Origin of the sequence: Streptomyces otsuchiensis (genome assembly GCF_004305975.1) — a bacterium.
Lineage (GTDB): Bacteria > Actinomycetota > Actinomycetes > Streptomycetales > Streptomycetaceae > Streptomyces > Streptomyces otsuchiensis.
In genome coordinates this window covers 1-2408 of the sequence record NZ_BHZI01000346.1, presented here as the reverse complement: position 1 = coordinate 2408, position 2408 = coordinate 1, and the positions used below count along the sequence as shown (strand labels likewise).

Below are 2408 nucleotides of genomic sequence, written 5' to 3'. Positions count from 1 at the left end.
CGTATGCGCAACCCCTGCCGGGTATCACACACATACGGTTTAGCCTCATCCAGTTTCGCTCGCCACTACTCCCGGAATCACTGTTGTTTTCTCTTCCTGCGGGTACTGAGATGTTTCACTTCCCCGCGTTCCCTCCACACACCCTATACATTCAGGTGCGGGTGACAGCCCATGACGACTGCCGGGTTTCCCCATTCGGACACCCCCGGATCACAGCTTGGTTGACAGCTCCCCGGGGCCTATCGTGGCCTCCCACGTCCTTCATCGGTTCCTGGTGCCAAGGCATCCACCGTGCGCCCTTAAAAACTTGGCCACAGATGCTCGCGTCCACTGTGCAGTTCTCAAACAACAACCAGCCCAACCAGTCACCCCACACACAACATGCGAGAACACCTGATGCCGGCAACCGAAGACAAGACCACACGGCCATGCCCTCAGACACCCAACAGCGCGCCCAGCCCACCAGCAGACCCCAACCCCCGTTCCACACCCCCCGAAGAGAGCAGTACTAGAAAGCCGAAACCCACCGGCACACTGAATAGTCAACGTTCCACCCATGAGCAACCAGCATCGAACACTCGCCGATGTACTGGCACCTGGACAAGCCCCGAAAGACTCGCCAAGAAGCTCCTTAGAAAGGAGGTGATCCAGCCGCACCTTCCGGTACGGCTACCTTGTTACGACTTCGTCCCAATCGCCAGTCCCACCTTCGACAGCTCCCTCCCACAAGGGGTTAGGCCACCGGCTTCGGGTGTTACCGACTTTCGTGACGTGACGGGCGGTGTGTACAAGGCCCGGGAACGTATTCACCGTAGCAATGCTGATCTACGATTACTAGCGACTCCGACTTCATGGGGTCGAGTTGCAGACCCCAATCCGAACTGAGACCGGCTTTTTGAGATTCGCTCCACCTCACGGTATCGCAGCTCATTGTACCGGCCATTGTAGCACGTGTGCAGCCCAAGACATAAGGGGCATGATGACTTGACGTCGTCCCCACCTTCCTCCGAGTTGACCCCGGCAGTCTCCCGTGAGTCCCCACCACCCCGAAGGGCGTGCTGGCAACACAGGATAAGGGTTGCGCTCGTTGCGGGACTTAACCCAACATCTCACGACACGAGCTGACGACAGCCATGCACCACCTGTACACCGACCACAAGGGGGACCGTGTCTCCACGGTTTTCCGGTGTATGTCAAGCCTTGGTAAGGTTCTTCGCGTTGCGTCGAATTAAGCCACATGCTCCGCCGCTTGTGCGGGCCCCCGTCAATTCCTTTGAGTTTTAGCCTTGCGGCCGTACTCCCCAGGCGGGGAACTTAATGCGTTAGCTGCGGCACGGACGACGTGGAATGTCGCCCACACCTAGTTCCCACCGTTTACGGCGTGGACTACCAGGGTATCTAATCCTGTTCGCTCCCCACGCTTTCGCTCCTCAGCGTCAGTATCGGCCCAGAGATCCGCCTTCGCCACCGGTGTTCCTCCTGATATCTGCGCATTTCACCGCTACACCAGGAATTCCGATCTCCCCTACCGAACTCTAGCCTGCCCGTATCGACTGCAGACCCGGGGTTAAGCCCCGGGCTTTCACAACCGACGTGACAAGCCGCCTACGAGCTCTTTACGCCCAATAATTCCGGACAACGCTCGCACCCTACGTATTACCGCGGCTGCTGGCACGTAGTTAGCCGGTGCTTCTTCTGCAGGTACCGTCACCCGAAGGCTTCTTCCCTACTGAAAGAGGTTTACAACCCGAAGGCATTCATCCCTCACGCGGCGTCGCTGCATCAGGCTTTCGCCCATTGTGCAATATTCCCCACTGCTGCCTCCCGTAGGAGTCTGGGCCGTGTCTCAGTCCCAGTGTGGCCGGTCGCCCTCTCAGGCCGGCTACCCGTCGTCGCCTTGGTAGGCCACTACCCCACCAACTAGCTGATAGGCCGCGGGCTCATCCTGCACCGCCGGAGCTTTCCACACACGAGGATGCCCTCATGTGTCATATCCGGTATTAGACCCCGTTTCCAGGGCTTGTCCCAGAGTGCAGGGCAGATTGCCCACGTGTTACTCACCCGTTCGCCACTAATCACCGGCCGAAACCGGATCATCGTTCGACTTGCATGTGTTAAGCACGCCGCCAGCGTTCGTCCTGAGCCAGGATCAAACTCTCCGTGAATGTTTACCGGTAATCCGGTGCACACATCACGAGAGCGGAACCACGAGATGGAATAACCTCGCAGGTTCACAGCGTCCTCGCTGTTGTGTTTCTTCAAAGGAACCTCGTCCACCAGCAGAAACCTGCCGGCCGACGGGGTATCAACATATCTGGCGTTGACTTTTGGCACGCTGTTGAGTTCTCAAGGAACGGACGCTTCCTTTGGATCGCCTTCCGGCTTTCCTCCGGGCTTCCCTTCGGTGT

At 58.3% G+C, this 2408-nt stretch carries 2 rRNA genes (1 of these 2 running past the window's edge); both read right to left on the bottom strand.

Going from position 1 to position 2408, the window contains the following annotated elements:
- Positions 1–313, bottom strand: a 23S ribosomal RNA gene (locus tag E0D90_RS23250) (it extends 2913 nt beyond the left edge of the window).
- Positions 314–635: 322 nt separating this feature from the next.
- A 16S ribosomal RNA gene (locus tag E0D90_RS23245) occupies positions 636–2165 on the bottom strand.
- The 16S and 23S rRNA genes sit together here, the layout of an rRNA operon.
- Positions 2166–2408: the final 243 nt, after the last annotated feature.